General features: G+C 71.9%; 19 protein-coding genes and 1 pseudogene. 12 read left to right on the top strand and 8 right to left on the bottom strand.

What is annotated here, in order from left to right:
- Positions 1–148: 148 nt before the first annotated feature.
- Together ACN27F_RS00175 and ACN27F_RS00180 are read right to left on the bottom strand one after the other, a co-directional pair.
- The gene (locus ACN27F_RS00175; protein WP_421430498.1) at positions 149–1,819 is read right to left on the bottom strand and encodes an amidase; all 1,671 of its coding nucleotides are present in this window, start codon (positions 1,817–1,819) and stop codon (positions 149–151) included.
- 11 nt (positions 1,820–1,830) lie between these two features.
- Positions 1,831–2,136 carry a hypothetical protein gene (locus ACN27F_RS00180; protein ID WP_421430499.1) on the bottom strand — a complete coding sequence of 102 codons (306 nt, stop codon included), beginning with the start codon at positions 2,134–2,136 and terminating at the stop codon, positions 1,831–1,833.
- Between the two features lie 498 nt (positions 2,137–2,634).
- On the opposite strand from ACN27F_RS00180, the gene ACN27F_RS00185 reads away from it, so the two are divergent.
- A complete protein-coding gene (locus ACN27F_RS00185; RefSeq protein WP_421430500.1) occupies positions 2,635–3,387 on the top strand; it encodes a GAF domain-containing protein in 753 nt (250 codons plus the stop codon).
- Between the two features lie 701 nt (positions 3,388–4,088).
- On the opposite strand, the gene ACN27F_RS00190 is transcribed toward ACN27F_RS00185, so the two are convergent.
- Positions 4,089–6,425: a hypothetical protein gene (locus ACN27F_RS00190; RefSeq protein WP_421430501.1), complete on the bottom strand. Its 2,337-nt coding sequence runs from the start codon at positions 6,423–6,425 to the stop codon at positions 4,089–4,091.
- A gap of 3 nt (positions 6,426–6,428) precedes the next feature.
- Positions 6,429–6,776, bottom strand: a complete 348-nt coding sequence (locus ACN27F_RS00195) for a hypothetical protein (RefSeq protein ID WP_421430502.1) — start codon at positions 6,774–6,776, stop codon at positions 6,429–6,431.
- Positions 6,777–7,111: 335 nt separating this feature from the next.
- On the opposite strand from ACN27F_RS00195, the gene ACN27F_RS00200 reads away from it, so the two are divergent.
- Together ACN27F_RS00200 and ACN27F_RS00205 are read left to right on the top strand one after the other, a co-directional pair.
- Positions 7,112–8,062: an LCP family protein gene (locus ACN27F_RS00200; RefSeq protein WP_421439871.1), complete on the top strand. Its 951-nt coding sequence runs from the start codon at positions 7,112–7,114 to the stop codon at positions 8,060–8,062.
- Between the two features lie 91 nt (positions 8,063–8,153).
- The gene (locus tag ACN27F_RS00205) at positions 8,154–9,839 is read left to right on the top strand and encodes a sugar transferase (protein ID WP_421430503.1); all 1,686 of its coding nucleotides are present in this window, start codon (positions 8,154–8,156) and stop codon (positions 9,837–9,839) included.
- 40 nt (positions 9,840–9,879) lie between these two features.
- Here the strand turns inward: ACN27F_RS00205 and ACN27F_RS00210 are convergent, their stop codons facing one another.
- The 3 genes from ACN27F_RS00210 to ACN27F_RS00220 are packed head-to-tail and all read right to left on the bottom strand — an operon-like array spanning position 9,880 to position 14,348.
- Positions 9,880–10,554, bottom strand: a complete 675-nt coding sequence (locus ACN27F_RS00210) for a hypothetical protein (protein WP_421430504.1) — start codon at positions 10,552–10,554, stop codon at positions 9,880–9,882.
- An 18-nt stretch (positions 10,555–10,572) separates the two neighbouring features.
- Complete coding sequence (locus ACN27F_RS00215; RefSeq protein WP_421430505.1) at positions 10,573–13,521, bottom strand: molybdopterin-dependent oxidoreductase; 2,949 nt, start codon at positions 13,519–13,521, stop codon at positions 10,573–10,575.
- Positions 13,518–14,348: an FAD binding domain-containing protein gene (locus ACN27F_RS00220; protein ID WP_421430506.1), complete on the bottom strand. Its 831-nt coding sequence runs from the start codon at positions 14,346–14,348 to the stop codon at positions 13,518–13,520. The genes ACN27F_RS00215 and ACN27F_RS00220 overlap by 4 nt, the downstream gene beginning before the upstream one ends.
- A gap of 103 nt (positions 14,349–14,451) precedes the next feature.
- On the opposite strand from ACN27F_RS00220, the gene ACN27F_RS00225 reads away from it, so the two are divergent.
- Positions 14,452–15,081: a nucleotidyltransferase family protein gene (locus ACN27F_RS00225; protein ID WP_421430507.1), complete on the top strand. Its 630-nt coding sequence runs from the start codon at positions 14,452–14,454 to the stop codon at positions 15,079–15,081.
- Positions 15,078–16,115, top strand: a pseudogene (locus ACN27F_RS00230) (XdhC family protein); the annotation flags it as partial. The gene ACN27F_RS00225 and the pseudogene ACN27F_RS00230, both read left to right, overlap by 4 nt.
- A 132-nt stretch (positions 16,116–16,247) precedes the next feature.
- Here the strand turns inward: ACN27F_RS00230 and ACN27F_RS00235 are convergent.
- Entirely contained in the window at positions 16,248–17,804 is a 1,557-nt protein-coding gene (locus ACN27F_RS00235) for a PucR family transcriptional regulator (protein WP_421430508.1), read from the bottom strand.
- Positions 17,805–17,943: 139 nt separating this feature from the next.
- Between ACN27F_RS00235 and uraD the strand changes: the two genes are divergently transcribed.
- From uraD to alc, 7 genes are read left to right on the top strand one after another with little or no spacing between them, the layout of a single operon-like run.
- The gene (gene uraD, locus ACN27F_RS00240; RefSeq protein ID WP_421430509.1) at positions 17,944–18,834 is read left to right on the top strand and encodes a 2-oxo-4-hydroxy-4-carboxy-5-ureidoimidazoline decarboxylase; all 891 of its coding nucleotides are present in this window, start codon (positions 17,944–17,946) and stop codon (positions 18,832–18,834) included.
- 3 nt (positions 18,835–18,837) lie between these two features.
- The gene (pucL, locus tag ACN27F_RS00245) at positions 18,838–19,725 is read left to right on the top strand and encodes a factor-independent urate hydroxylase (protein ID WP_421430510.1); all 888 of its coding nucleotides are present in this window, start codon (positions 18,838–18,840) and stop codon (positions 19,723–19,725) included.
- Positions 19,725–21,137, top strand: a complete 1,413-nt coding sequence (locus tag ACN27F_RS00250; protein ID WP_421430511.1) for an 8-oxoguanine deaminase — start codon at positions 19,725–19,727, stop codon at positions 21,135–21,137. The genes pucL and ACN27F_RS00250 overlap by 1 nt, the downstream gene beginning before the upstream one ends.
- Positions 21,138–21,139: 2 nt before the next feature.
- The gene (aceB, locus tag ACN27F_RS00255; RefSeq protein ID WP_421430512.1) at positions 21,140–22,798 is read left to right on the top strand and encodes a malate synthase A; all 1,659 of its coding nucleotides are present in this window, start codon (positions 21,140–21,142) and stop codon (positions 22,796–22,798) included.
- Positions 22,798–24,072 (top strand): DUF6986 family protein, encoded by a 1,275-nt coding sequence (locus ACN27F_RS00260; RefSeq protein WP_421430513.1) that lies wholly within the window; start codon positions 22,798–22,800, stop codon positions 24,070–24,072. Before aceB ends, ACN27F_RS00260 begins: the two co-directional genes overlap by 1 nt.
- Positions 24,062–25,378: an allantoinase AllB gene (gene allB, locus ACN27F_RS00265; RefSeq protein ID WP_421430514.1), complete on the top strand. Its 1,317-nt coding sequence runs from the start codon at positions 24,062–24,064 to the stop codon at positions 25,376–25,378. Before ACN27F_RS00260 ends, allB begins: the two co-directional genes overlap by 11 nt.
- On the top strand, positions 25,375–26,490 hold the full coding sequence (gene alc / locus ACN27F_RS00270; protein WP_421430515.1) for an allantoicase: 1,116 nt from the start codon (positions 25,375–25,377) through the stop codon (positions 26,488–26,490). Before allB ends, alc begins: the two co-directional genes overlap by 4 nt.
- The last annotated feature ends 50 nt before the right edge of the window (positions 26,491–26,540 follow it).

Consider the following 26,540-nt stretch of genomic DNA (forward strand, 5'->3'; position numbering starts at 1 on the left):
CGACGATACGCAGCCAGGTCAACACGGCCGGGCGTCGCCGGCCGCGGACGGGCTGGCCGCAGCCGGGCTGGCCGCAGCCGGGCTGGCCGCCCGCGTGAGCGGGCGGCCAGCGACGGTCCGGGCGCTCCCACCCGGTGTCCGGGCGGTGCTACTGGGTGAGCTCGACGACGTCCTCGGCGGTGAGTCGGCCACGCGACGCGGTCGCGGCCGTGGTGCGGGCCGCCGCCGGTGCGGCGTCCGGTGGGTTCGGCGGCCGCTGCCAGTGCCAGTCGGTGACCGCCTGGTAGGCGGCGGCGACGGACAACAACCGGTCCTCGGCGTACGGCTGCCCACCGAGGATGGTGCCGATCGGCACCCCGGCGGCGGTGAACCCGATCGGGAAGGCGATCTCCGGCAGGCCGACGATGTCGAACGGCACCGGGCTGGTCTGCACCACCACGTCGCACTCGCTGAAGATCTGGTCCAGGATGCGTTCCAGCAGCAGCAGCTTGGCCCGCTGGCCGGTGACCCAGCCGTTGGCGCCCAGCAACGCCCCGGACAGCCAGCTCGTCACCGAGACCCCGAAGCCGCGCAGATCGCTACGCAGGTACGGCATGAACGGCTCACTGCGTTCGGGCAGCCGTACGTTGTTGAACGATCCGCCGGTGAGCAGGCTCCACTCGTCGGGGAACGGGACCTCGACCAGGGTGCACTCCGCAATGTCCGCCATCGCGGCGAGGAACGCCTGCCGCGCGGCGGCCGTCTCCGAGCTGCCGTCGGCGAAGCCGGGCAGCACGCCGATCCGGGTCTTCCACCGCATCCGCAGGCTGCCGCCGTCGTAGCGCGGCGTGGCCGCGTTGATCAGGTTCGGCACCGGCGGCAGGCCCTGGCTGCGCGGATCGGCCGGATCGGGGCCGGCCATCGCCATCAGCATGATGGCGGCGTCCTTGGCGTCGCGGGCCAGCGGTCCGGGATGGTCCCGGGTGTAGGTGAGCGGGATGATCCCGGCCAACGACACCCGACCCATGGTCGGCTTGACGCCGGTCAGGTTCTGCGCGTTCGACGGCGACGTGATCGACCCGCCGGTCTGGGTGCCGGTGCCGGAGGTGGCCATCCGGCCGGCGACCGCCGTCGCGGTGCCGGTGGACGAACCACCCGGGTTGGTCGACGGGTTCGTCGGCGTCCACGCGTTGACCGTCGTGACCTCCCCGTTGGGTCGGGTCGCGCGGGTGGTGGCCAGCGGGCCCATCTGGGTCTTGCCGAGCACGATGGCGCCCTGGGCGATCAGCTTGGCTACCGAGGTCGCGTCGTACGGCGGCACGAAGTCCTGGAACAGGTACGAGTTGGCGGTGGTCGGCACACCGTCGGTGTAGTAGTTGTCCTTGATCGCCAGTGGGATGCCGTGCAGCGGCCCCCGGTACGGCCGGTTGGCCAGCTGCCGGGCGGCCTTGGTCGCCTGCTCGGCGAGCACGATGTTGAACGCCTGGTACGTCGGCTCGTAGGCGGCGATCCGGTCCAGGTACGCCTGGAGCAGCTCGACCGGGGCGATCTTGTTGTGCCGGATCATCCACGCCGCTTCGGAGATGGTCCACTCGGTCGGGTCGCCCATCGCCGACTCGCGGGGCTTGTTGTATGCCGCGCCCCGATCCAGCTCCGGGTTGTACTTGGCGGCGGGTGCACTGATCGGGCTGGGCGCGGCCGTGGCGGCACCGGCCAGCCCCGGAAGTACCACTGCGCCGGCGGTGGCGGTCGCGGCCAGAGCGGCGGTACGGGCCAGGAAGGCCCGTCGATCGAGGACACGGTCGAGTGGCTGCTGCTCCTCGGTGGGCGTCGGCGTCATGGCGTCCTTCCTCATCGGGGCTTACGCCATTCGGTGCTGATGGAGGGGTAGAGGATCGGCGCGTGCTGCTGCGACAGGGCCATCGCGGTGGCCGGGTCGCCCGCGTCCGGGGTGGGCATCTGGTAGGCGGCGAGGGTGGGCACCGTGCTGCGCATGAACGAGCGCAGCGAGGCGAGGACGGAGTCGCGCCCGGGGGAGCCGGTGACCGGGTCGGCGGTGGTGCCGGCCGGAAGCTGGTCGAGGTCGATGCCGAGCGAGGCGAGCTGAGCGGTGATCAATGTGTTCAGCTCGTCGTCGGTCGGAGGGGTGGGGGCCATGTAACCTCCTGTGGCGGAAGCGATGGCGACAATCTCCGGTCGGCTCGTGTCGGTGATGTGTCGACATCATCACGTGATCATGAATCCGCCCAGGTCACAGCCACATTGGCCGAAGCTGGTAGCGATTTTCTCTGTTGTGACTTCGGGGTATATGAATGGACTGATTCGGAATACGGATCAGATGTCACTATGTAGTCTGATATTTCTTAGATGTCTGTCTGAATGCCAGGCGAGGTAGTGACATCGGCGTAGCCGCAATTCGTTACCGAAACGTATGCCCTCCGCTCCGCTGGCTGGACTCGGAAAACGGCTCGTCGGCTGCTTGTGATCCACGGTGATCGGCCTTGACGGAGCCGCAAATCAATCGACCGACAACGATTTCATCTGATCTTGTCATTGGATTGCTGGCGGATGCCGTCGGGTATCCTGCATCCCATGGCTTCGGGCTCCTCTCCCCGAGGGAGGTTTTCCCGCTTAGCGGACATGAAGGTTACGTTGTTGGCGATCGCTGCCGGCGCAGCCTACCTGCTGCAGGCGACGCCGGGGTGGCCGGACTGGTCGAAGTGGGTGGCGTTGGCGGCCGGAGCGCTACTCACCATCGGAACGTCTGTCGCCAGCAAGCGGGACATGAGTCAGTACGCGAAGCGGCTGGAAGACGCGGAGGATCTTGCCAAGCAGGCGCGATCGAGTGCGATCGAAAGCATTCGTAGTGTGCTTGAGCCTGGTCTGGACGCGCTCATGAGGATCGCATCTGAAAAGCGCTCCGCACGCCGTCGGGAAATGGCGGAGCGTATGAAGCAGCTAATCGTGGGGTTGGCCTGCGACATCAAACCCAACGCACGTGCCTCCTATTTCAGATGTGACGAGGAGGGAGCGGCGCGGGTCCTGCGGTGGGAAGAGATCTGGAAGTCAGGAAGAAACCGAAACCATCAACCGAGGGCCGAATTCGTGGAGGGAGACAAGGGCCCTGGCGACGAGATGTTCCGAATGCTGGATTCCGGTCGTCCCTTCCTGGTGACGGACGTGTCCGGGTTGGCAAAGCACTTGCGTAGGGATCCTCGGGATTACGAGACGTACATCGCAGCGCCGGTCATCCTGGGGTCGAGAAAGTTTGGCTTTCTCGGTGTGGATGCCCCGGGTGTGGGCGAGTTGACCATCGACGACATGTACATGGTACAGAATCTGGCCAACGTCCTGGCAATAGGTCTGTCGCTCGCCGAGTCGGTCACCAACGAAGATCCTGATGGTTGAGTCAAGACGCGTTGCGTATCGCTGGGATAGAGGCGGCGGGTGGTCAGGGTCGGCTTTGGTCTCGACGCCACACCAGAATCCTGTCCAAGAGTTCACGTCGTCGCTGACGCAGCTCGGCCGCGCGGATAGCTTCACGGCGACTCATCTCTTGGCGGAACCACTCCTCTGCTTCATTTTCCGCCTCCTGGTGAATGCGTTCCCGAAACCCGTTTGGATCTCTGAGAAATTCATCGGCCAGAGAATCTTCGCCTGGCGGAGCAAATTGACTGCCCATTTTTCACCGAAACCCGATCACAACAACCGCTGTGGATGCGGTTTTGAAATTCGCTGGGAAAGCCGGCTGTCGACCATTGTGTCACGACTGCATCAATTCGTGATCAACCGCGCCTTGCGTGGTCGAGAAGAATCGCACCCGAGACGGGTCTGTGACTCGATGGCGACGCTGGCATCTCTCATTTGTAACATGATCCGGTCGATGATCCAGCGAACTGTCGGACATTCGACTTCACCCTACCTGACGAGGTGTCGGCGTGCTAAAATGTGAAACTTTCTTCCGTCAATTATCTGTCTGATTTGTTGCGCCGGCCGAGCTCATCACGCTTCACCTGTCACGCGTCACCCACCGACCCATGCCGACGATCTTAACCGGGTCTACACCCACTATGGTGCAGGCGGGCGACTCCAGCCTGCTGGCTGCCTCTCTAGCCCGCTGGTGGCGGCGTCGCGGGGTCGGCCCGGCAGCCCGCCGGGTCCTGCGGCCGGGCCCGGCCGCAGTAGAAGACCTCACGTGGCTCCTCGTCGACCTGCGGCACGCTGGCCACGTACATCAGCGACAGGCGTTTGTCCACCGGCTCGCCGGTATCCACGGAGAACCGGGTCGGCCCGGTCACCCCCGGGTACGGCGCGCCCGCGTTCTGCCGCAGCACCTCGGTGAACACCGCCACCGGACTGACCGCCCGTGGCTCCCACGGCCGTGAGGCGATGTTCAGCCGGGCCGCCAGCTGCTCCAGCGCCCCGATCAGCATCATCGACGCGTCGTAGGCCAGCGCCACCCGCTCACCCACCGGCGGGTTGACGCCATCGACGCAGCGCGGCTCGCCGAGCAGGTCGCCGCGACGGATCAGGTCGAGGAAGCGGCGGCGGGACTCGTCGGCCAGGGCGTCGGCGACCAGCCGGCTGCACATCGCCAGCGCCGCCTTGGACACGTAGGTCACCGGCAGGTTGCCCGGCGCGTTGGTCCGCATCTGGTGGTTGGCCAGGTAGCGGTTGACCGAGTCGTCGGCGACCAGATGCTGCGGCGGATTGTTCTGACAGCCACGCAGCGCCTCCAGGAACTCGTCGAACTCCGAGTAACGGCCGGCGAAGAACAGCAGGCCGGCGTACCCGCACTCGTGGCTGAGCGAGTCACCCACCCGGAACGCCCGAGCGGTGGCCCGTTCGCCGAGCCGGTCGGTCAGCCCGGACACCAGGGTGTTGACGTAGAGATCGTCGGCCAGTGGACTGTCGTCTCCGGTGGTGTAGTAGACGTGTGCCTCGTCGACGCCGAGCACGTCGGTGGCGTACGACGAGACCAGCTTGGCCTGGTCGGCGTTTGGCGCGACCATCTGCAGGTACAGCCGTGAGTTGCGGTGCAGTCCGTCGGCCGACAGCGTCGGGGCGATCGCCGGCAACCCGATCTCGTTGAGCCGGCGTAGCGCCTGGGCGGTGGTGGTCCGGCTCTCCACCAGCCCGACCACCCCGACCACGGTCGGATCCCGGCGGGCGAGGTCGGCCAGCAGGTCGACGGTCGCCTCGGCGTACTGCATCTGTTTGCCGCCGTTGGCCACCACGATCCGGAGCAGGGCCTGCCCGTCGGTGCTGGCCGCGGCCTCCATCCGGGCGTACTGGGCGACGGCCATGCCCTCCAGCTCCTCACGTTCGGAGACGTAGGACACCTCCCGCGGGCCGGTGCGTTGGCCGGTCATGATGCCCAGGTAGACCAGGGTCATCAGGGGACGCCGTCGCTGGCTGCTGCGCCACTTCTGCATCACCTCCTCGTTCTGCCGGAAGATCCGCTCCTGCACCGTCCGCAGTTGCTCCTGCCCCGGGTTGAACACGTACGCCAGGCTGTCGCTGTAGCCGATGCACTCGCCGTCGACCAGGCGTAACGCGATCTCACCCTGCGTCGGCCGGGGCAGGCACCCCGGCCCCCACCGGGTGCCGGCCCAGAGTCCGGCACCGGCCAGCAGCGCCAGCACCACGGCGGCGGCGACGGTACGTCGGGCCCACCAGGGCGGAGCCGGTGGCACCAGATCGGGGATCACCGCGTGGCCGTACCGTTCGTCGCGGTCCGGTGCGGCTTCCAGCACGAGGAACCAAGCGTCGCCACGGCGCAGCCGGCGCTGCTCCGGCAACGCGTCACGCCACTCGTCGAGGCCGATGCCGGCCTCCGCCAGGTGCAGCGGCGGCCCGGTGGCATCGGTGGGGGAATAGCCCGGCCCGGCACCGGCGACGATGAGCAGCGGATCCCACCGCCCGGTCTCGTTGCGTACGTCGTTGACCAACCGCAGCAGCGCGTGCCCCGCGTTGCCCGGTGCGACGTTGTCCAGCAGCAACACCGGGTACGCGGTGCGGCGCCATCCGGTCGGCGACCAGAACCTGCGGGCGAAGCCGACCCGCAGATCCTCCAGGAACGCGTGGACGAGCAGCTTGCGCACCTGCTCCGGCTGCTCACCGGTACGCCAGTCGGTGGTCAGCCGTTCGGCGAATCCGATGAACGTCCCGCTCTGCCGTGGCGCGAGGTACTGCTGGCGCATGAACCAGCGGTAACGACCGCCGATCAGCGGCAGCCGGCCGGACAGCGCCGCCCGGAACACGACGTCGGGCATGGCCCGCAGCACCAGCCACAGCAGCAACCGGAACGCGGCGGCGAACAGCGTCTCCGCCTGGGACGCCTCACGGGCGCTGTCGGTGGACGGCCGCCGGCGCCGCTGCCGCAGCATCTGGGTGATCCGGGCCCGGCGCTCGGTCACCTCGACGTCGGTCAACCGCTGGTCCATCAGCTAGCGTGCCAGCGGATAGTGCCGGAAGGTGAACGGCTCGGCGCCGAAGGCGTCCAGCGCCAGTTGATGGTGCATCGCGTCGAGCAGCGCCCGGATCCCCAGGTTGTCGGGAAATTCCGTGGCGTCGAGCTCGACGTGCGGGACACGCCGCCGGCTCGGCCGGCGCAACCGGCGTAGCAGGCCGTTGCGGATGTCGCTGCCGGCCGGGCCTGTCGTTACCACGATCGGCAGCTCGTGTTCGCCCCGACGGGGACGGCGCAGCAGCCTGCCGACGACGGCGAGCAGCTCGGCCATCCCGCGCGTGGCGAACCGGTCCCGAGCCCGATCAGCCCTGGATTCGCCGGTCACGGCAGCACCTCGCTCTCCGTCGGTGTCCGGTCGGTGCGCGTCCGGTCGGTGCGCGTCCGTGGCCGAGTACTCGTCCAGTGTCAAGCATCTTTGCCATAGTGGAGACGGTCGGCAAGATCGAGTTGGCCAAGATCGATCAGGATTTGTCCGGCACTTCTGATGATCAGGATGCCACTGGACATCAACCGGAAATCTCCATCGGTACTATCACTGGCATGTCACACCCACCGCAGCTTGCGGAGTACGCGTCCACGCAGGAAATCGACCGCCCCGTGGTGGACGGACCGGGCACCGGGAAGACCTCGGGCCGTCGTAAGCGCGCGATCCGGATCGCGCTGGTCGTACTGGTCGTGTTTGCCCTGCTCGCCGGCGGTGGTCTCCTGGCCGGCGGGCTTTACCTGCGGTCCATCGAGTCGGGCATCGAACGCGTACAGGCCTTCGAGGACGTCCCCGAGGAGTCGCGCCCGGAAAAGGTCACCGGCGCGACCAACATCCTGATCCTGGGAAGCGACTCCCGTGACCCGGAAAGCTCCTCGGGATCCCGCAGCGACACGATCATTCTCGCGCACATCGCGGCCGATCGGCAGAGTGCCCAGTTGGTTTCGATCCCGCGGGACACCTGGGTATTCGTGCCGTCGAACCAGAACGGTCAGGGTGGCCAGGACGCGAAGATCAACGCCGCGTACGCCTGGGGCGGTATCCCGCTGATGGTGCAGACCGTCGAGGAGTTCACCGGCGTACGGGTCGACAACGTCGCACTGGTGGACTTCGCCGGCTTCACGGCGATCATCGACGCGCTCGGCGGGGTGGAGATCGACGTCGACCAGGCTTTCACCTCGCACAGCCCGCTGCGGGCCGACGGTGGGCGGTCGTTCGAGGTCGGCCGGCAGCCGATGGACGGCGCCACCGCCCTCGACTACGCCCGGGAGCGGCACGCCTTCGCCGACGGCGACTTCGCCCGGATCCGTCACCAGCAGCAGGTGATCAAGGCGATCATGGAGAAAGCGGCCTCCGGCGGGGTGCTCTCCAGCCCGGGTACGCTCAACTCGTTCATCCGGGCGACCGCCGACGCGGTGGCCGTCGACGAGACACTGTCGCTGCTCGACTTCGGGATGGAGCTGCGCCATCTGCGCGGCGAGGACCTCACCTTCGTGACCAGCCCCAGCAACGGCACCGGCCTGGTGGGCGACCAGAGTGTGGTGTTCGCCGACACCGAGGCCGCCGCGACGTTCTACGACGCGGTGCGCCGCGACGCGGTAGCCGAGATTCTGGCGGCGGTCGGGTGACTGGTCACGTGACTGGTTACACTGCCGCCGCGGCGGCGGGTCGGCGCGGACCGCGCCTCCCGACGCAGACAGGGTAGATGGACGGACGACCATGCGATCGCCGCAATCGAACAACGGCCAGGGGGAGGTCTTGGACATGTCGTCGCTGTCGGCGGCGGGTCGGGAAACGACCGTGGAGCTGCCGACCGTCGGTCCCCGCGCGAGTCAACCGTCGGCTGCGTCGACGCGATCGACAGCGGCGGACCCGCAGACACCCTTGGTACCTCGTCCCCGGCCGTCGGCGGCCGACGGGCAGCTTGCCGCGCAGTTGCCGGAACGCCGTCCTGACCTGACCGTCACCGCCGGTGGCGCCGCCGGTGCGGGCACCACCGGGGACGACGAGAGCTCGGCAATGCGCGCGGGCGCGACCGCGGTGCTGCCGTACGCCGGATCGCGTGCCTCGAAGCGCACCCGGCCCCTGCGGGCCTGGATGATCGCCGCACCGGCGGACGTGGCGGCGCTGCTCTGTCCGCTGCTGGCGACGAACCAGTACTGGCGGGGCACGCTGTTCTTCGTCGCGTTGACCGTGGTGGTGTTCGCCCTGGGCGGCCTCTACAGCGCCCGGCGCCATGTCAGCATCCTCGACGAACTGCCGGGGTTGTGCGGACGGCTACTCGCCTCGGCCGGCATCGTCGCGATCATCGCCGGTCTGCGCCACGACTCCGTCGAGTACGTCGCCGGGATGATGCGCGGGGTGGCGGTCTCCGCAGTGTTGCTGATCCTCGGCCGTGCCGTCACCCGGGGCATGGTCGTCTTCGCCCGGCGCCGCCGCTGGGTGGAACACAATGCCTTGGTGCTCGGCAGCGGTCCGGTGGCCGTGGAACTCGCGCGGTTGATGCGCCGCTACCCGAGCTACGGCCTGCGCTTCGCCGGCTGCGTCGACTCCACCGCCCGGCTGCGGGCCGGTACGTCGTTGCCGCTCGTCGGGACCTTCGGCGACCTTACCAAGATCATCGAGATGGTCGAGTGTGACGTGCTCATCATCGCCGAGCCGGACTGCCCCGAGCCGGAGCTGATGGAGCTGCTGCGCCGACCCGAGTGCACCGCGATGGATCTGTGGGCGGTCGCCCGGCTGTGGGGGTCCGGCTCGCAGGGACGCCAGCCGGATCACATCGGAGCGATTCCGCTGGTCCACGTGCGCCACGTCAGCCTGTCCGGGCCGCGCTGGGCCCTCAAGCGGGCCTCGGACGTGGCCTTCGCCTCGATCGCGCTGCTGCTGCTCAGCCCGATCCTCGCGCTGTGCGCGCTGGCCACCTACGTCGACGGTGGACGAGGCATCTTCTTCCGGCAGGAACGGATCGGGCAGTACGGCAGGCGATTCGACGTCATCAAGTTCCGGTCCATGCGACCCGACAACGACCAGGAGTCGAAGACCAACTGGTCGATCGCCAACGACAAGCGGGTCAGCCCGATCGGGCGGTTCATGCGGCGCACGTCGTTGGACGAACTCCCGCAGCTGTGGAACATCCTGCGCGGCGACATGACGGTCGTGGGTCCGCGGCCGGAGCGGCCGTACTTCGTGGAGAAATTTTCCGCGGAGCACCCCGACTACGCCATGCGGCACCGTGTGCCGGTCGGTCTCACCGGCCTGGCCCAGGTCAGTGGCTTGCGTGGGGACACCCCGATCTCCGATCGGGCCCGGTTCGACAACTACTACATCGAACACTGGTCGCCCTGGCTGGACATCAAGGTGCTGCTGCGCACCGTGGCCGAGGTCTTCCGGGCGGGCGGGCGCTGACCCGGTGGCCAGCCCCGGTCGGCGAGACGGGCGGGCGCGCTCAGGCCGCGTCGCGGACCCAGGCTTCGGCGTGCGGTCCGGCGCCGACGGTGCGCAGCAGGTGGATGGACTCCATCGGATCGTCCACGGTCACGAAGTAGGAGTTGCCACGGCGCAGGTGTCGACGTACGGTCAGGCCCAGTGCCGCCCCGGCATCGGCGAGCGCCGCCAGCGCCCCCGGGTCGGGCACCCGCACCCGCAGCTGGCTGCGGCGCCGCGAGCCGTTGGCCACCAGCAGTGCCGCCCGCCACATCGTCCGCGCGGTCGGGATCCGTTGGGCGTCGCGGGTACGCGATCCGACCTGGACGGTGGCCGCCTGCCAGAGCCGGTCGAGCCAAAAGATCACCTCGTCGGCGTGGCCGCTGGGTACGAGTACGTCGAACCGGTCGCGGTCGTCGCGGCCGCGTGCGGGCTCCGTGGTGGCCAGACGTACCCCGGGGAACTCCGTGTCGACGACCCCCGCGATCCGTCGGGCGAGTGCCGGGTAGCTGGTGCTGGCCAGACTGACCAGGCCGGTGCGGTGCTGCCAGGGCACGGGTCGCTGCAGGTGGGTGACGGTGGCGGTCTCCACTCGTGGCAGCCGGTCGGCCGGGACAGCCGCCGCCACCGCGTCGAGTAGCCGCCGGTGCGGAATGGCCCCCCAGCGCGGAGCGGACGCGAACGATACAGCCACCATCGGGTCGGACCCTCCCCTCTACCTCAGATCGGATCCGGCCCGGCGGGACTGCAACCGGACCCACACCCGGTCGCGGGTGAACGGTGGATCGGTCAGCCGGACACCGGTGGCGTCCCGCACCGCGTTCGCCATCGCCGCGGCCACCGGATTGAACGGGCTCTCACTCATCGACTTGGCGCCGCTGGGGCCCAGCGGGTCGCTGGTACGGGCGAAGTGCACCTCGGTCAGCGGCACATCGGCGAATGTCGGCAGGTGGTAGCTGCGAAAGTCACGGGTTGCGACTTCGCCCCGCCCGTCGATGTCGACCCGTTCGGCCAGCGCCGCGCCCAGCGCCTGAGCCACCCCGCCCTCGATCTGGCCACGGCACTGCATCGGATTGAGCACGGTGCCCGCATCGGCGCTGTGCACGCTGCGTAGAATCCGGATCTCACCGCTGTCGGCGTCGACCGCCACCTGGAACCACTGCGCGTTGAACGCCACCGAACGCTGTGCTCCGTCGGCATGACCCGCCGCGGCCAGCACATCGCCCGCGTCGGACGCCGCCCGGGCCAATTCCACCAGACCGATGCGCTGCCCGGCGCACCACACCGCGTCGCCGTCCAGCCGGTCGTCCTCGCCGCCGGCACCGGCCACTGGCCCAGACCCGGCCACTGGCCCAGACCCGGCCACCGGCCCAGACCCGGCCACCGGCCCGCCGGCCCGCTCCGAGCTGGCCGCCCGCCCCGACCTGGCCAGCCGGCCGGCCGCCGCGAGCAGCAGCTCCCGCAGCGCCAGCGCGGCCCGCTGGGCGGCGGTGCCGGCGACGACGGTTCCGGTGGAGGCGAAAGCGCCGGTGTCGTGCCCGACCAGGGCGGTGTCCGACTGCCGGATCCGCACCCGGTCCACCGTGGTGGACAGCGCGTCAGCCACCAGCTGCCGGTGCACGGTGGTCGATCCGTTGCCGAACTCGGCCATCCCGATGTCCAGGTGATACTCGCCGTCGGGCGACAGCGCGATCCGCGCCCGGCCGTGGTGGCCGCCCGGCGGTCCGGTGGCGATCATCGCGATCGCCATGCCCTCGCCGACCAGCCAGCCGTCCCTGGTACCGGCGGCGGTGCCGGTCCCGGCGCCGGCCGGTGCGCTCCCGGGCCGCGGCGCGCTGCGCGCCTGCTGGATCAGGTCCAGGCACTGGTCCAGGCCGTAGCTGTGCACCCGCACCGTGTCGTCGTGCCCGACCGGCGTGACCAGCGGATCCATCGGCCCGATGACGTTGCGGGCACGGAAGGCCACCGGATCGTGGCCGAGCCGGCGGGCCAGCTCGTCGACCGCGGACTCGACCGCGAACGACACCTGACCCAGGCCGTACCCGCGAAACGCGCCGGCCGGGACCGTATTGGTGTAGACCGACCAGCCGTCCACCTGCTTGTTCGGGCAGCGGTAGACCGCGATCGACTCGCTGCAGCCGTGCGCCAGCACCGCCGGGCCGTGGTTGCCGTACGCTCCGGTGTCGGCCAGCACGCGCAACCGCAGCGCGGTCAGCGTGCCGTCGCGTCGGCCGGCCGCCGTCACGGCGATCCGGAACGGATGTCGGGTGGTGGCGGCGACGAACTGCTCCGTACGGGTGAACTCCAACTTGACCGGCCGCCCGGTGCGCAGCGCCGCAAGCACCACCACGTCCTCGACGAGCATCTCCTGCTTGCCGCCGAAGCCGCCACCGACTCGCCCGGCCACCACCCGGACCCGGTCGGTCGGCAGATCGAACAGCCGGGCCAGCGCCCGCCGGGTCAGGTACGGCGTCTGGGTGCTGGAGCGCACCGTCACACCTCCGTCCGGCTCCGGCCAGGCCACCGCACCGTGGGTCTCCAGATGGGCGTGCTGCACCCGCTGGGTACGGAAGGTCTCCTCGTACACCACGTCCGCCTCGGCCAGCGCCCGGTCCACGTCGCCGACCTCGCCGTGCACCTCACCGGCGACGTTGTCCAGCGGGCGGGCGATGCCGGTGGCGAGCGGGTCCTTGTCGTGCAGCACCGGAGCGCCCGGTGCCATCGCCGCCTCCGGGTCGAACACCGCCGGCAGCGGCGCGTAGTCGACCGTGACCAACGCCGCGGCGGCCTCGGCCACCGCCTCGGTCTCCGCGACCACCGCGGCGACCCGCTGTCCGACGAAGCGGACCACGTCGTCGAACAGCCGGGTGTCGGCCGGGTCCTCGTGCGCGTGCTCGTGCTGCGCCGTGGAGTAGAGCCGGTCGGGACAGTCCCGGTGGGTGAGCACGGCGAGCACGCCCGGCACCGCCAGCGCGGCGGCGACGTCGATGTCGGTGACCCGCGCGTGCGGCACCGTGGCCCGGACCAGTTTGAGATGCGTCAGGCCGGGCACCGCGACGTCGAAGGTGAACCGTGCGGTCCCGGTGACGATCTGGCGGGCGGCCGGTGCCGGCACGTTGCGCCCCACCGCGCCGGTGGGCGGCTGCTCGCCGGTGGGCGGCCCGTCGCCGTCGACATGGCTGCCGTCGACGTGGCTGCCGTCGACGTGGCAGCCGTCGGTGTCGCCACCGACCGCCGAGCAGGTGCCCCGGACCGCGTCACCGATCGCCCGGTAGCCGGTGCACCGGCACAGATTGCCCTTCAACGCCCGGGGCAGGTCGGCCCGTTGGGCGTCGTCCAGCGCGGCGACCGTCATCAGCAGACCGGCGGTACAGAAACCACACTGGAATCCCTGCGCGTCGAGAAACCGCCGCTGCACCGGGTGCAGCCGCTCGCCGTCGGCCAGCCCTTCCACCGTGGTCACCCGGCGGCCCCGGGCACGCACCGCCGGATAGAGGCAACTGTGCACGGGCTCGCCGTCCACGTGCACGGTGCACGCGCCGCAGTCGCCGGAGTCGCACCCCTTCTTGACTCCGTACCAGCCCTGTTCACGCAGGAACGTGCGCAGGCACTGGCCGGCGGCCGGCTCCCCGGTGGCGGCCCGGCCGTTGACCACGAACCTCATCGGGCACCCCCATCGGCCAGTGCGGCGCGGACCTCGGCGGCCATCCGTAGTGTCCGGTGCCGTCGCCAGGCGGGCAGGCCGTGCACGTCGTCGACCCAGCCGGCGGTGGCGCAGGCCGCGTCCACCCGCTCCAGCAACTCGGATTCGCCCGGCACGGCCGGCGCGGCCAGCACCACGGGACGCCGGGTGGCCGCGGTCACCGACAGTGTCCACCCTCCGGCGCCTCGATGGCGCCGGCCGATCACCAGCGCGGCGGAGCGCCCGTGCGGGAACAACGACGCGCGGCGCAGCGCGAACAGGTCGTCGGCCACCCGTGCCGGCACCCGCACGCCGCGCAGGTACTCGCCAGGGGCGAGGGCGGTCAGTTCGGCGTCGCGGACGAACTCGACCGCCGGCATCCGGCGCCGCCCGCCGGTCAGATCGACGAGCAGACAGTCGGCGTCGGTCGCCACCGCCAGCGAGATCATCGGTCCGGCCGGCAGCGCGGCGCAGATGTTGCCGCCGACGGTGGCCACGTTCCAGATCTTGTGGGACGCGAGGAACGCGTCGCAGCAGCGGGCCACCAACCCGGTGACCCCGGCCCATCGTGCCGGAGGGGTGAACCGGGCCAGCTCGGCGATCGTACAGGTGGCGGCGATCTCCAGCCCGTCGGTGGCCAGCCGCAGCGGCGTCCAGCCCAGCATGGTGAGGTCCCGCAACCGGCGCACCTGCGGCTGTGGCTGCGAATAGAGGAAGCTGCCACCAGCGAGCCAACGGTCCCCGGCACGCCAGGCGTCGGCGTCGGCGGCGATCACGTCCTCGACGGTGTGCAAGTCCACGTCACGCATCGTCGCGCCGGGCCGGCGAGATGGACAATGTTGGCGGACCACAACTCCCGGCCCACGGATCACGCCACGGATTGGACGAAGCTACAAGCCGTACGCCGTGGACTTGACCGAGCGGTCAGCCAATCCGCATCGTGGGCTGGTGCTCGCCGGACTGCTGCTCGCCGCCGGTGCCGGCCGCCGGTACGGCCGCCCCAAGGCGTTGCTCGACCACGGCGGCAAGCCGCTGGTGGATCGGACGGTCGAGGTGCTGTGGGCGGCGGGGTGCCGACCGGTGCTGGTGGTCGTCGGCGCGCAGGCCGACCAGGTGCGTGCCGTCGCCGGCCGGGCCGGCGCACAGGTCGTCGACAATCCGGACTGGCCCAGTGGGATGGCTTCGTCACTGCGCTGCGGGTTGGCCGCGCTGGCCGGCACCGCCGCCGACGCGGTGGCCGTGCTGCTGGTGGACATGCCCGGAGTCGGGGCGGGGGCGGTACGACGGGTCGCCGCCGGGGCCGATCGACGTACGCTGGCGGCGGCCAGCTACGCGGGGCGCCAGGGCCATCCGGTGGTGCTCGGCCGGGACCACTGGCCGGGGGCGGCCGCCGCCGCGACCGGCGACACGGGCGCCCGGACCTACCTGCGAACCCACCGGCGATCACTGCGGCTCGTGCCGTGTGCAGACATCGCCGACCCGACCGACCTGGACCGCCCGGTGGACCGGACCGGCGTCGACCGGCTGGAGGTGGACCCGTGAACGGCCCGCTGCTCGACGAGTTGCTGCGCTGGTGGTACGCCGACGACGCGGTGGCGTTGGCGACGGTGACCGCGACCGCCGGCAGCGCACCGCGGCCACCGGGCGCGGCGATGCTGGTCGCCCCGGACGGTACGGTGACCGGCAGTGTGTCGGCTGGTTGCGTCGAAGCGGCGGTGTACGAGCTGTGCCAGCGGGTGCTCGACTGCGGGCAACCACGTACCGCCCGCTTCAGCGACGCCGGCGAACCGTTCGAGCCCGGCCTCAGCTGTGGTGGGACCGTCGAGGTGTACGTCGAGCGGATCGACCGGTTCAGCATGCCCCAGCTGGATCGGATCGGCGCGGCGGTCCGCCGGGGCAGCCCGGTCGCGGTGCTGACCGCGGTGGCCGGATCCCACTGTCTCGGCCGGTCGGTGCTGTTCGAGCCCGGCCGGCAGGGCTCGCCCGATGCCAGCGAAAGCGGCCTGTGCGGCTCGTTCGGCGACGCGACCAGTGACGCCGTCGCGGCGCGTAGCGCCGGCCAACTGCTCGCCGCCGGCCGAACCGGGCTGGTCCGGCCGGCACCGGGGCTGACCCTGCTGGTCCGTAGCTTCGTGCCACCGCCGCGTATGATCCTGTGCGGCGCGACCGACTTCACCGCCGCGCTGGCCCGCCAGGGCCGGTTCCTCGGCTACCGGGTGAGCGTGTGTGACGCGCGGGCGACGTTCACCACCGCGGCGCGGTTCCCCGACGCGGACGAGGTGATTGTCGACTGGCCGCACCGGTACCTGGCCGCCGAGGCCGCCGCCGGTCGCCTCGACGCGCGCGGCGTGCTCTGCGTACTCACCCACGACCCGAAGTTCGACGTCCCGTTGCTGCGGGTGGCCCTGGACCTGCCGCTGGCCTACATCGGTGCGATGGGCTCGCGGCGCAGCACCAGCGACCGGTTCGCCCAGTTGCGGGCGGCCGGGGTGTCCGACGCGGCGCTCGCCCGGGTCAGCGCCCCGATCGGACTCGACCTGGGTGCCCGGACACCGGAGGAGACCGCGGTCAGCGTCGCCGCCGAGATCGTCGCGGCCCGCGCCGGCCGGCCCGGCGGTCGGCTGACCACCGCTACCGGTCCGATCCACGGCGAGCCGAGCGCCGGTCCAACGAGCGCCGGTCCAACGAGCGCCGCCGCGACCACCGGCTCAGTCTCCGGCGGCCAGCCGCAGCGCCAGGAAGAAGTCCACCCGGTCCTCGAAACGGCCGACGTCCCGGCCGGTCAGCTGCTCGATCCGGCTGATCCGGTACCGCAGCGTGTTGACATGCACGTGTAGCTGCTCGGCGCACCGGCTCCACGATCCGCCGCAGTCGAGGAACGCGGCCAGGGTGCGCAGCAGATCGGCGTGGTGGGCGCGGTCGTACGCCTCGATCGGCCCGAGCAACCGGGACCGGAAGCCCCGCCGGATGCCGACCGGCACCCCGGCCAGCAGCAGCGAGTGCGACGCCAACTCCCCGGCGGCCACCACGGTGACCGGGCCGCTTGCGGTGCTGCTGGCGGACCGGTGCGCGTGCAGCGCCTCCTCGACCGCCCCGCCCAGCGCCGCCGCCCCCGCCGCCGGGGTGCTCACGCCCAGGGTGAGCCGCCCGCCGCGCAGGCCGGGCGCCATCCGGTCGGCGGCGGTGACCAGCGCCGCGCCGACCGACGCCGCGTCGTGCGGTGGCACGGCGAGCACCGCCAGCGCGCCCGAGGGCAGGTCGGGATCGAGGGCGGCGACCGCCCGGTCGGTGTCGAGCCGGCTGAGGACCTCGTCGACCACGGCGACGGTCAGCGTGGCCGGTGCCCGCATCCCGTCCAGGGTGGCGGTCACCGCTACGAAGGTCGCCTCCGGGTCGAGCCGGGCCGCCAGCAGCGCGGCCCGCAGCCCGGCCAGGTCGCCGGGCATCCGCAGCGCGGCCCGCAACTGACCCGCCAGCCGGGCCTCGACCCGGGCCACCTCGTCGAGGTGGGCCCGTTCCAACGCGACGACGCTGGTCAGCTCGTCGACCGTGCCCGGCAGCGCGTCCAGGGTGCCCCGGCAGGCGACCAGCCAGGCCGCGAGCCGGTTCTCGGCCCGCCCGGGCACCCCGAACATCGAGTACGACGTCCCCTCGACGGGCACCGTGACCGGCAGTCGAGGGGCGGTCAGGAACGCGTTGGCCAGGGTCTGTGCGACCGAGGCGGGCAGCTCGGCGGTGCCGGCGACGACCCGTCCGCTGGTGGTCAGCGTCCAGCAGTCGCTGCCGATCGCGCCGGCCACGGTGGGCAGCAGGTCGGTCAGCCGGGCCCCGGCGGCCATCGCCGCGACCAGGCCGCGCTGGCGGCCGAGCACCGCCGCGAGGGAACTGGCGCGTTGCGCCCACACGGTGGGATGCACGTCGTCGATGATGTCGCGAAACGACACGTCGGCGGGCACCTCGAACAGCGGCAGACGGTGCCGGCGGCAGGCCGCCACGAGGTCACCGGGCACGCAGCCGTGCAGCGCCTCACCGGCGCCCAACGCGGTCACCCCGGCAGCGGCCAGCGCCGACACGAACACCTCCGAATCGGCCGGCCCGCGGTGCCACATCAACCCGGTGAGGACCAGATCGGCGGCGGCGACGTACCGACCGGGGTTGGGCAGGTCGATCACGTTCACCCGGCCGACCGTGCGGTCGTGGCCCTCGTCGCCGGTGAGCGGCACGAGCTTGAGGTGAGTCTTGCCGAGCACGTCAGCCAGCAGCACGGTCGCCTCCGGTCTGCGGTCGTTGGATGAACCTCCAAAACCGTACGGTGATGATGTTTCGTCTTTGGTCCCCGCGCCGCTACCGGCCAGCTCACCCCGGCTGCTTGACTGCTTGCTGCGCGAGAGGGGGATCCGGCGAGTGGATCGCGGACTGGACGTGTTCAACACGCTGCCCGGCGACGCGGCGCGGCCACAATTGCTCAGCTGCTGCGCCGCACCCGGCTGGGCGCGGGCGGTGCTGGCCGGGCGGCCGTACCCGGACCGGGCCGCGCTGGCCGACGCCGCGCTGGCCCAGGTGCGGGCGTTGCCGTGGGCCGAGGTGGTGACCGCCGTCGCCGGGCATCCGCGGATCGGGCAGCCGCCGGCCGGTGACGGCCGGGAAGCCGGCTGGTCCCGTCGGGAGCAAGCGGCCGCCACCGCCACCGCCACCGCCACCGGCGACTCGGCGCAGCCCGCGCAGCAGTCCGCCCGGGCCGCGCTCGGGACGCTCAACGAAGCGTACGAGCAGCGGTTCGGGTTCCGGTTCCTGGTGTTCGCCAACGGCCGGAATGCCGCCGAACTGGCCGCGGTCGCGCAGCAGCGGCTCGGCAACGACGACGACACCGAGCGGGCCGTGGTCCGTACCGAACTGGGCCGTATCGCCGCACTGCGGATCGGGCGACTCGTCGACGATCTGGCCGGCCCGGACGAGGCGGGCTGGGCGCCGCTGTCCACCCACGTGCTGGACACCGCCAGCGGCACCCCGGCAGCCGGCGTCCCGGTCCGGCTGGCCCGCGCCGACCTGGGCGGCCAGTGGCGCACGATCGCCCTCGGGCGCACCGACGACGACGGGCGGCTGCGCGACTGGGCACCGGCCGCGCAGTGGGGCACCGGCACGTACCGGCTGGTGTTCGACGTGTCCGGCCGGCTCGGCCCGGACGCGTTCTACACCGAGATCCCGGTGGTCTTCACCGTCCGCGACGCCGGTCGCCACCATCACGTGCCACTGCTGCTGAGCCCGTACGGGTACACCACCTACCGAGGGAGCTGACGAATGGGGATCGTGCTAGGGCCGAACCGGTACGGCAAGGCGGAAACCCGTGTCGTACGGGTCTACCGCGACGGTGCCCGGCACAGCCTGCAGGACCTCAACGTCAGCGTGGCGCTCTCCGGTGCTCTCGACGCCACCCACCTGACCGGCGACAACAGCCAGGTGCTGCCGACCGACTCGCAGAAGAACACGGTGTACGCCTTCGCCCGCAGCCACGGTATCGGCTCCGCCGAGGAGTTCGGCCTGCTGCTGGCCCGGCACTTCGTCGACAGCCAGCCCAGCATCACCCGGGCCCGGGTCGGTATCGAGCAGTACGACTGGCAGCGGCTCGGCCCGCACTCGTTCCAACGCGACGGCTCCGCGACCCGCACCGCCACCGTCCGCTACGACGGCGAGCGGGCCGAGGTGATCGCCGGGGTGACCGGGCTGGTGCTGCTCAACGCCACCGACTCGGAGTTCCGTGGCTACGTCCACGACCCGTACACCACGCTGCCCGAGACCGGCGACCGGATCCTCGCCACCGCCGTCGACGCCACCTGGCGCTACGCCGACGCCGACGCCGAGCCGGCAGTCGGCACCGGCGCGGCCGACGGCGGGTGGGACGGCGCCTACGCGGCGGTGCGGGCCGCGCTGGTCGCCGCGTTCACCGGGACGTACAGCCGGTCGCTGCAGCAGACCTTGTACGCCATGGGACAGCGGGTGCTGACCGAGCGTCCGGACGTGGTCGAGGTCCGGCTCGCCCTGCCCAACAAGCATCACCTGCTCGTCGACCTGAGCCCGTTCGGGCTGGACAACCCGAACACCGTCTTCGTCGCCGCCGACCGGCCGTACGGGCTGATCGAAGGCACTGTCACCCGCGACGACGCGCCACCGCCGCTGGGCGAGTGGTGATGCTGGTCATCACCGGCGCGGCGATCGCCACCGTCGACGCCGCCGGCACCGAGCACCGCGACGGACACCTCGTGGTCGGCGACGACGGGCGCATCGCCGCGGTCGGTACCGGCGCCGTCCCCGCCGGGCTGCTCGACGAGCTCACCGCCGGGCGCCGCACCGAGATCCGCCGCGTCGACGGATCCGGCTGCCTGGTCACCCCGGGCCTGGTCAACACCCACCACCACCTCTACCAGTGGGCCACCCGGGGCCTCGCCCAGCAGGACAACCTGTTCGGCTGGCTGACCACCCTCTACCCCGTCTGGTCGGGCCTGGACGAGGACACCGTGCACGCGGCGGCCGCCGCCAACCTCGGCTGGCTGGCCCTGTCCGGCTGCACCACCAGCACCGACCACCACTACGTCTTCCCGCGCGACGGTGGCGACGTGTTCGCCGCCGAGATCGCCGCCGCGACCCGGATCGGGCTACGCTTCCACCCCTGCCGCGGCTCGATGGACCTCGGCCGTTCGGCCGGCGGACTGCCCCCGGACTCCACCGTGGAGGACACCGACGCCGCTCTGGCCGCCACCGAGGCCGCGATCGACCGCTGGCACGACCCGGCGCCGGAGTCCATGCTGCGGGTCGCGGTCGCGCCCTGCTCGCCGTTCTCGGTCACCCCGCGGCTGATGCGTGAGGCCGCCGAACTCGCCCGCCGTCGTGACGTACGGCTGCACACCCACCTCGCCGAGACCGTCGAGGAGCAGGAGTACTGCCAGGCCAGCCACGGCTGCACCCCGGTGCAGTACGCCGAAGGACTCGGCTGGCTCGGCGACGACGTGTGGCTGGCGCACGGCGTACACCTCGACGACGCCGCGGTCGCCCGGCTCGGTGCCACCGGCACCGGCGTCGCGCACTGCCCGAGCTCCAACGCCCGCCTCGGCGCCGGCACCGCCCGGGTCACCGACCTGCTCGCCGCCGGTGTCCCGGTCGGCCTCGGCGTCGACGGCGCGGCCAGCCAGGAGGCCGGCCATCTCGGCGCCGAGCTGCGCCAGTCGCTGTACGCCGCCCGGCTGCGTGCCGGGCCGGGCGCGCTGACCGCCCGCGACGCGCTCGCCCTGGGCACCATCGGTGGGGCCCGTTGCCTGGGCCGTGCCGGCGACCTCGGCTCGCTGGAGCCCGGCAAGCTCGCCGACGTGGCGTTGTGGCGCGTCGACGGGCTCGGCCATGCCGGCATCGACGATCCGGTCGCCGCCCTGGTGCTCGGCCCGCCTGCCCCGGTCGAGCTGCTGCTCGTCGGTGGTCGCCCGGTGGTCGAGCGGGGCGAGCTGCGTACCGCCGACGCCGCCGAGCTGGCCCGGCGGGCCGCCCGCGCCCACCACACCCTGCTGGAGCGCACCGCTGGCAGCGCCGCCCGTCCCGTGACCCAGGAGTGAGCATGCCCCGCCCGCACACCGAGCCGAAGCCCGCTGCGGCGACCGGTTCCCGCACCGCCGGTACGGCGGATCCCGACCCCGTCGGCGGAGTCCTCAGCACGGCGGCGCTCGCCTTCCTCACCGACCTGCATCGCAGATTCGCCGGGCGCCGTCGTGACCTGCTCGCCGCCCGGCAGCGCCGGCGGGCCGAGACGGCCCGCACCGGCCGGCTCGACTTCCGCCCCGACACCGCCGACGTGCGCTGCGCCGACTGGCGGGTCCCCGCGCCGCCGGCAGACCTCACCGACCGGCGGGTCGAGATCACCGGACCCACCGAGCGCAAGATGGCCATCAACGCGCTCAACTGCGGTGCCAGGGTGTGGCTCGCCGACCTGGAGGACGCCAACACCCCGCACTGGGCGAACGTGCTCGGCGGCCAGCGCAACCTCGCCGATGCCGTGCGTCGCACCATCGAGCTGCGTACCGAGGCCAAGACCTACCGGCTCGGCCCCGGACCGTACCCGACGATCGTGGTCCGCCCCCGCGGCTGGCACCTCGACGAGCGGCACCTGACCATCGACGGCGCGCCGGCCGTCGGCGCACTGGTCGACGCCGGGCTGTACCTGTTCCACAACGCCGCCGAACAACTCGCCCGGGGCAGCGGACCCTACCTCTACCTGCCCAAGCTGGAAAGCCACGAGGAAGCGGCGTTGTGGCACGATGTGTTCGGCCACATCGAGCAGACGATCGGCCTGCCCTGCGGCAGCATCCGGGCCACCGTCCTGATCGAGACGATCACCGCGGCGTTCGAGATGGACGAGATCCTGTGGGCGCTCGGCCCGTACGCCGCCGGGCTCAACGCCGGCCGGTGGGACTACCTGTTCAGCATCATCAAGAACTTCCGCGACGCCGGTGGCCGGTTCGTGCTGCCGGACCGGTCCGCGGTCACCATGACCGCGCCGTTCATGCGCGCCTACACCGAACTGCTGGTCGCCACCTGCCACCGGCGGGGCGCGATGGCGATCGGCGGCATGTCGGCGTTCATTCCCAACCGGCGCGACGCCGAGGCCACCGCCCGCGCGATCGACCAGGTCCGGGCGGACAAGCAGCGTGAGGCCGCAGACGGGTTCGACGGCTCCTGGGTCGCCCACCCCGACTTGGTGGCGGTCTGCCGGGAAGTCTTCGACGAGATCCTCGGCCAGCGGCCCAACCAGCTGGACCGGGTGCGTCCCGAGGTCGCCGTCACCGCCGATCAGCTGCTCGACGTCGCGGTCCCGTCCGGCACGGTCTCCTCCGGCACGGCCATTTCCGGGGGCGTCACCGAGGCCGGCCTGCGTGGCAACGTTGCGGTGGCGTTGCGCTATCTGGAGGCGTGGTTGCGCGGCAACGGCGCGGTGGCGATCAACAACCTGATGGAGGACGCGGCCACCGCGGAGATCTGCCGGTCGCAGATCTGGCAGTGGATCCACAACGGCGTACGGTTGCCCGACGGCACCCCGATCACCGCCGAGCTGGTCCGCCGGATCGGCGCCGACGAACTGGCCACCATCCGTGCGTCCCTGCCCGAGCTGGCCTGGTCGACCAGCCGGTTCGCGGACGCCCACACGCTGTTCGACGAGGTCGCCCTCGACGACGACTTCGTCGACTTCCTCACCCTGCCGGCGTACCGGCTGATCGACTGATGACCCGCCTCGACCCGGGTGTGTACGCCGCCCTCGACGATCGGCTCGCCGCGGTCGACGCCGCGCTGGCCGCCCGTTACCCGGGCGAGCGACCGCGACGCCAGCCGGTGCACACCGTCTACGTACCGGCTGACAAGGTCACTGTCGATCTCGTCCCGGCCTGGGGCGCGGGCGCGCTGGCCGCGCTCGACGCGCACCCGCCGACGCCCTACCCGGCAGAGCTTGACCAGCGGGTACGCGCCAAACTCGCCCGCGAACCCGTCGAGGACCTGCGCATCGACGTCGAGGACGGGTACGGCGTGCGCGACGACGCGACCGAAGACGCCGACCTGCGTGCCGCCGCGCACGCGCTGACCACCGCCCGTGCCGCCGGATGCGCCGCGCCCTGGGTGGGCCTGCGGATCAAATGCCTGGAAGCGGCCACCAGGCGGCGGGCGGTCCGCAGCCTGGACCTGTTCCTCGACGCCTGCGGCGGACCGCCGGCCGGCTTCGTCGTCACCCTGCCGAAGGTCAGCCACCCGGCGCAGGTGGCCGCGATGGCCGACCTGTGCGCCCGCCTGGAGCAGGCGTACGGGCTCGCCGAACGGATGCTGCGGTTCGAGATCCAGGTGGAGACGCCGGCCGCGGTGCTCGGCGCGGACGGCACCGCGACCGTCGCCCGCCTGATCGGCGAGTCAGCAGGTCGCTGCACCGGCCTGCACTTCGGCACCTACGACTACGGAACCTCGTGTGGTGTCGCCGCCGACCACCTGAGCATGGACCATCCGTCGTCCGAACACGCCAAGGCGGTGATGCAGGTGGCGGCGGCCGGCACCGGCGTACGGCTGAGTGACGGCTCCACCAACATCCTGCCCGTCGGCGACACCGCCGCCGTGCACGCGGCCTGGCAGCGGCACGGCGAGCTGGTACGGCGCAGCCTCGCCCGAGGCTTCTACCAGGGTTGGGACCTGCACCCGGCGCAGCTGGTGACCCGGTTCGCCGCCACCTACGCCTTCTACCGTGGTGGGCGGGCGGCGACCGTGGCCCGGCTCGGTGCCTACCTGGGCCGCCGGGCCGGCGGTATTCTCGACGAACCGGCCACCGCCCGTTCGCTCGCCCGGTTCCTGCTACGCGGACTGGACTGCGGTGCCCTCGATCCCGCCGAAGCCGGCTTCGACCGCGCCGACCTGGTCACGCTGGCCGACCCCGCGCCGCCCAGGCCCGACCGGCTGGCCGCCGACCCCGCGCCGCCGGCCGGCACAACCGCCGACGAGGAGCCCGAACATGCCTGTTGACCTGGTGCTGCGGTCGCGGCGGGCGGTGCTGCCCGACGGCGAGCGGCCGGCGGCGGTCGTGGTCGCCGACGGGCGGATCATCGCCGTCGCCGGCTACCACGAGTCGGTACCGGCCACCGTCGACAACGATCTCGGTGACGTCGCCCTGCTGCCCGGACTCGTCGACACCCACGTGCACGTCAACGAACCCGGGCGTACCGAGTGGGAGGGGTTCGCCACAGCGACCGTGGCCGCCGCCGCCGGCGGGGTCACCACCATCGTCGACATGCCGCTGAACAGCCTGCCGCCGACCGTCGACACCGCCGCGCTGCGCGTCAAACGGGACGCCGCCGCCGGCCGGTGTTACGTCGACGTCGGTTTCTGGGGCGGCGCCATCCCCGGCAACCAGGACCTCCTGGCCGGCCTGCACGCCGCCGGCGTGTTCGGGTTCAAGGCGTTCCTCGCCGACTCTGGCGTACCGGAGTTCCCACCGCTGGACGCCGACGGACTCGCCGCGGCGCTGGCCGCCGTTCCCGCGCTGTTCGTCGTGCACGCCGAGCAGCCCGACCAGCTCTGCACCGCGCCGTCGTCGACCCGCTACCGCGACTTCCTGGCCAGCCGGCCGCCGGCGGCCGAGATCGACGCCGTCGCCGCCGCGATCGCCGCCGCTCGGCGTGCCGGGGCTCGGCTGCACGTCCTGCACCTGTCCGCCGCCGGCGCGTTGCCGTTGCTGTCCGCGGCCCGTGCCCAAGGGTTGCCGGTCAGCGCGGAAACCTGCCCGCACTACCTGACGCTGGACGCCGGAGACGTGCCCGACGGCGCCACCGAGTTCAAGTGCTGCCCCCCGATCCGGGACCGCGACAACCAGGACGCGTTGTGGGCAGGATTGGCTGACGGCACCATCTCCTGCATTGTCTCCGACCACTCGCCGTGCCCGCCGGCGTTGAAGACTCCCGAGACCGGCGATTTCGCCACCGCCTGGGGTGGGATCGCCTCGGTGCAACTCGGGCTGCCGGCGGTCTGGACCGAGGCGAGCCGGCGCGGGCACAGCCTCGTCGACGTGGTGCGCTGGATGGCCCAGGCCCCGGCCGACCTGGTCGGACTCTCCGGCAAGGGTCGGCTGGTCGTCGGCGCCGACGCCGACCTGACCGCCTTCGACACGGCCGCCACCTACACCGTCGATCCGGACCGGCTGCGCACCCGGCACCGGATCACCCCGTACGCCGGACGGCGCCTGACCGGCATCGTCCGGGCAACCTGGCTGCGTGGCGCGCCGGTCACCCTGGCCGCACCCCGTGGCCGCCTGCTGGCGAGAGGGGACAGATGACCACAGCCAGGCCGATCCTCCCACCGACCGACCTGCCGGAGGGCTCCGATCCGACGAGGCTGCCCGACCTGGCCTCCCGTGCCCTCGGCGGGGGAGTGGTGGCCACCAACGACGAGTTCTTCGCCGCCGCCGACAACCTGGTCGATCCGCGGCCGCCGACGTTCCGGGCCGGCACCTTCGGCACCAAGGGCCAGGTCTACGACGGCTGGGAGACCCGGCGGCGCCGCCAGCCCGGCTCCGACCAGGCGATAGTCCGGCTCGGCGTTCCCGGGGTGGTGCGGGCGGTGCTGATCGACACGGCGCACTTCACCGGTAACTACCCGCCGTACGCGCAGGTGGACGGCTGCGCGCTGGCGGGCCACCCCGGGCCGGGCGAGCTCACCGCGGCGGCGTGGACACCGCTGGTGCCGCGTACCGCCCTGGCCGGGGACAGCCAGGTCGTCGTCCCGGTCGCCGTCGCGGCCCGACAGACCCACGTGCGGTTGACGATCTTTCCCGATGGGGGCGTCGCCCGGCTGCGGATCCACGGCGAACCGGTGCCCGACCCACGACTGCTCACCGAGGTGCTGGACCTGGCCGCCGTCGAACACGGCGGCCGGGTCGAGGCCTGCAGTGACCGGTTCTACGGCTCCCCGCAGCAGTTGCTGCTGCCCGGCCCGGCCCGGACGATGGGCGAAGGCTGGGAGACCGCGCGTCGACGCGACGACGGCAACGACTGGGTGCAGATCCGGCTCTGCGCCGCCGGTCTGATCGAGTTCGTCGAGCTCGACACCAGCCACTTCAAGGGCAACGCGCCGGCCGCCGCCCGGGTACGCGGCGTCGACGCCACGGTCGCCGGCCGGTCCGACCTGACCGATCCGCCTGACCTGACCGATCCGCCTGACCTGACCGATCCGGCGTGCTGGAGCGATCTGCTGCCGAGCACCCCGCTGCAGCCGGACACCCGGCACCGGTTCCGGCTCGACCATCCGCGGGCCGCGACCCACGTGCGACTGGACATCCTTCCCGACGGCGGAATGGCCCGATTGCGCCTGTTCGGCCGGCTCACTCCGGCCGGGGCGGCCGAGTTGGACACCCGGTTCCGCGCTGCCGCCGGGCAACCACAACCCTGACCTGGGCACATGCGGCAGGGCCGGACCCCGGTGTCGGGTCCGGCCCTCGC

The organism is Solwaraspora sp. WMMB335, assembly GCF_049179075.1.
Taxonomy (GTDB): Bacteria; Actinomycetota; Actinomycetes; order Mycobacteriales; family Micromonosporaceae; genus Micromonospora_E.

What these genes read in the sequence shown, in the direction of transcription:
- ACN27F_RS00175 (WP_421430498.1), bottom strand. Translation starts at nt 1,819, where the DNA reads ATGACGCCGACGCCCACCGAGGAGCAGCAGCCACTCGACCGTGTCCTC.
- ACN27F_RS00180 (WP_421430499.1), bottom strand. Translation starts at nt 2,136, where the DNA reads ATGGCCCCCACCCCTCCGACCGACGACGAGCTGAACACATTGATCACC.
- ACN27F_RS00190 (WP_421430501.1), bottom strand. Translation starts at nt 6,425, where the DNA reads ATGGACCAGCGGTTGACCGACGTCGAGGTGACCGAGCGCCGGGCCCGG.
- ACN27F_RS00205 (WP_421430503.1), top strand. Translation starts at nt 8,154, where the DNA reads ATGCGATCGCCGCAATCGAACAACGGCCAGGGGGAGGTCTTGGACATG.
- ACN27F_RS00210 (WP_421430504.1), bottom strand. Translation starts at nt 10,554, where the DNA reads ATGGTGGCTGTATCGTTCGCGTCCGCTCCGCGCTGGGGGGCCATTCCG.
- ACN27F_RS00215 (WP_421430505.1), bottom strand. Translation starts at nt 13,521, where the DNA reads ATGAGGTTCGTGGTCAACGGCCGGGCCGCCACCGGGGAGCCGGCCGCC.
- ACN27F_RS00220 (WP_421430506.1), bottom strand. Translation starts at nt 14,348, where the DNA reads ATGCGTGACGTGGACTTGCACACCGTCGAGGACGTGATCGCCGCCGAC.
- pucL (WP_421430510.1), top strand. Translation starts at nt 18,838, where the DNA reads ATGGGGATCGTGCTAGGGCCGAACCGGTACGGCAAGGCGGAAACCCGT.
- ACN27F_RS00250 (WP_421430511.1), top strand. Translation starts at nt 19,725, where the DNA reads ATGCTGGTCATCACCGGCGCGGCGATCGCCACCGTCGACGCCGCCGGC.
- aceB (WP_421430512.1), top strand. Translation starts at nt 21,140, where the DNA reads ATGCCCCGCCCGCACACCGAGCCGAAGCCCGCTGCGGCGACCGGTTCC.
- ACN27F_RS00260 (WP_421430513.1), top strand. Translation starts at nt 22,798, where the DNA reads ATGACCCGCCTCGACCCGGGTGTGTACGCCGCCCTCGACGATCGGCTC.
- allB (WP_421430514.1), top strand. Translation starts at nt 24,062, where the DNA reads ATGCCTGTTGACCTGGTGCTGCGGTCGCGGCGGGCGGTGCTGCCCGAC.
- alc (WP_421430515.1), top strand. Translation starts at nt 25,375, where the DNA reads ATGACCACAGCCAGGCCGATCCTCCCACCGACCGACCTGCCGGAGGGC.